The 3,145-nt window shown below is 44.4% G+C and carries 2 protein-coding genes; both read right to left on the bottom strand.

What is annotated here, in order from left to right:
- Positions 1-45: 45 nt before the first annotated feature.
- Positions 46-2,082: a peptidase domain-containing ABC transporter gene (locus tag G565_RS0120545; protein WP_084649500.1), complete on the bottom strand. Its 2,037-nt coding sequence runs from the start codon at positions 2,080-2,082 to the stop codon at positions 46-48.
- A 469-nt stretch (positions 2,083-2,551) separates the two neighbouring features.
- Entirely contained in the window at positions 2,552-3,025 is a 474-nt protein-coding gene (locus G565_RS26955) for a hypothetical protein (RefSeq protein ID WP_157600187.1), read from the bottom strand.
- Positions 3,026-3,145: the final 120 nt, after the last annotated feature.

Genomic DNA, 3,145 nt, shown 5'->3' with positions numbered 1-3,145 from the left:
TGCTCTTCGATTTCCACAGAAAGACTCCCCGTAAATTCGGTATGATCAAGTCCTGATTATACTGGATTTCCACAGGAAACTACGAAGAGCCTTAATTTTTTCCTCGGTTTGGTTATCCAATGCGCTGGTCGCTTCATCGAATAGGAGGATGTCACTGTTGCGCACCAGGGCACGGGCAATGGCCAATCGCTGGCGCTGACCACCGGAAAGGTTGCCACCATCTTCACTGAGCGCCGTCAGGAACTTGTGTGGCATCTCATCTACAAAGACACTGCTACCCGAGTCCTTCAAAGCTTGTTGAATATCATCGACATTGGAATCAAGACGGCCCAGATGAACATTCTCCAGCACCGAGGTGTTGAACAGGAAACTGGTTTGCTGAACAGATGAAATGCGCGCACGCAGCACCTCTGGCGGTATCAGCTCAATGTCGTAGCCATTGACTTTGATCCTGCCTCGAGTGGGCTTATAAAAGCCCAATAACAGATTGGCCAGCGTTGACTTGCCGGAGCCGCTTCCTCCCACTATGCCTGCTATCTCTCTGGGCTGAATTGTGAGGTTGATGTTCTTGAGTACGTAACCATCAGACTTCTGGTTTTCATCGGTCTCGCTCGTTGGATACCGAAACCAAACATCTTGGAATTCGATTGGGCCGTTTAAATCCAGGTCACTACCGTCGACCGGTAGAGCAATGGGCTCGGGGGGGTGCAATTCTTCCAGTCGTTTTTTAGCGAGCTTGAAGGTTTCCCAGCCACTGGCTGTCATCACCAAAGACAACAACGGGTTGACGACGTTGCCAGCCATCATGTTAAACGCAATCAACTGGCCGATGGTCATCTGATTTGCAAAAACTGCTTGGGCACCAAAGAAAATCACGGCGATCGTTATTAGCTGGCTTTGAAAACTCACCATGGCGCGCACCACATGGCCTAGCCTGGCAATGTGGAAATCGCCATAGAGGTTGGTTTCCAGGCTGGTATTAATGCGGTGGCGAAAGTGCGATTCATTCGCCAGTGACTTAATGGTGCGCATACCTTTAACCATCTCGATCAACGTTGATTGGTAGGAGGCGTCATAGGTATAGGCCTGCAGTACCCGATTGCGAAGGGGCTTCAGAGAAAGTCCAACGGTCAGGGCCATCACCAAGCCAATCCCAAGCACCATCATGGACAGCATCGGGCTATAGAAAAACAGGAATGGCAGCACGACGAACAATGAAATTACAGAAACGACTGAAACCAGCAATTGCCGAACCAGGAAATTTGAGGCCTCTTCAATCTGATCAACTAGCTTGGTCAGATCGCCGACTTTCTGGCCATCAAAAAAAGGGATGTTCATGTCAAGCAAGCGACTGAATACTTCCTTACCCAAGCCGTTTTGGTATTTGGCAAACAGCACACTTTCCTGATAGTCGTGAAAGCACTGAAAAATACTGGTTGCAACAGCAGTTAACAAAAGTAGAACTACGACTACGATGAGAGACCCCTGGGCGGAATAGGGGAGAATCTTGTCAGTAAAGGTTTGAAATCCAAGCGGAGTAGCGACGCCTAAAAGAGCGATGACCATGGCGACCCCGATAATGACTTTGGCTGTATTTTTTTGGCGAGAGAAATGCTGAAAAACATAAGAAGACCTGAACCCAGACGGACTTCTATAGGTGCTTGTTTGGTTAGTATTTTCAATTACCAGGGCATAGCGGGTCAGCCTTAGGGCTTTTGAAAGCGTTTCAAAACACCCATCATAACCTTCCACTTCTTCACTATTATGATTGTAAACTGATAACCGAACTTCACCTTTCTCGCTCCTACTAGCAAGATAGGTGTCTCCTTCGTCTGATATTAAAATCCACTGTTTATCGGATATAAGAAGTTTCGAATCATCAGCCACCTGTTGCCAGCTGCATTTCAGACCCGAAAGAGTACTCAGTTTTTCCAGAATTAGTTCGGTAGCTAAGTGTCCTTCTTTAATGAACGGGGACAACGATAGTCCAATTCGATATGGTAGACCAATGATTCCGATCGCCTGCTCGAACTGGTTTAAGCAATTCTCTTGTAGCTTAGTTGGTGCCTTTGAAATTTTCATTCGAGTGGTTATGATCCCTGTAGTATGTTCTTACTAATATTTCCTTTTTTAAGTAAATATTATGAATTCTGCATGCTCTTTTAGTAGTGATGAATATATCAATTATTCATAAGTGGAATTTAATTGGATATAGTGATCAGAAATTTAATAAAAATTACTTATATATATAGTGATTAGCATAAAAAAAACACCATATGAATAAGCCAGTAGGAGTTTAGAGCACAGTATTGCTAGTAATATTTTTTTAAGATATCTTTGCTTGTTTTTTATGATTATCTCAATTGCTTGTATGTCGTCGTGAAGTGGTGATGTCAGTTGGAGCCCGCGATCAGAGTTAAAGAAGATGTAGAGTTTTCTAATAACTGGTCTTAGAGTGATATAGAAACCCATTGCGTACATAGCAAGTTCAGACATACTATTACTCACTTTTTTTGCGCCTCTCAATTCTTGAGAGGCGCGTAGTAGATTACTATTTATCAGTTGCTTTAGCGGCAACTTGAGCCGACGTATACAAGATTCCAACTGGATTTGTGTGTGACAGAGTTGAGGTAGCCATTATGACCTTGTCACTTCGGGATGAGTTGTTCCAACCGTTCTTTAATGTTTCAGCCTGAATTCTACCTGTGTTTCTGTCAGCGTGGCCACCAGGAATATCGGAATTGAACTGGGAAAATAGCCGTTGACCAGGTTTTTTGTCGGCATTATTACCATCATCCTGTGTTCGTGTTCCATTGTTATGACTGACATTGTATGAGGAGTAAGGATACGCTTTGTCGACCTGACTAACTCCTCCACCCAATTTTATTTGCGTTTCAACGCGGTCGAGGTGACTAGTATTGCTTTTCTTCTTTTTCTTTTTCCTGCTCCCGCCTCCACCGCCACCACCAAATGAAACTCCAGCGACACCAGTAACAGAGTTGATCTGCTGATAAACCTTAGACATACTCACTTCTCCTTATTGACTTTCCTTTTGGGCTCTTCGTAAAACTCTGTGGAACCCTATGGCAGCATATCCAGCTTCCCACAGTGAAACAGTATGCTCGTTCTAAAGCCTTCGAAAGAA

Origin of the sequence: Saccharospirillum impatiens DSM 12546 (genome assembly GCF_000423605.1) — a bacterium.
In the GTDB taxonomy this organism is placed as follows: Bacteria; Pseudomonadota; Gammaproteobacteria; order Pseudomonadales; family Natronospirillaceae; genus Saccharospirillum; species Saccharospirillum impatiens.
Note: the sequence above shows the minus strand (reverse complement) of the source record. Positions and strands in the feature narration are given on the sequence as shown.

Excerpts from the sequence above, each read along its gene's own strand:
- G565_RS0120545 (WP_084649500.1), bottom strand. The coding sequence starts at position 2,082 with ATGAAAATTTCAAAGGCACCAACTAAGCTACAAGAGAATTGCTTAAAC.
- G565_RS26955 (WP_157600187.1), bottom strand. The coding sequence starts at position 3,025 with ATGTCTAAGGTTTATCAGCAGATCAACTCTGTTACTGGTGTCGCTGGA.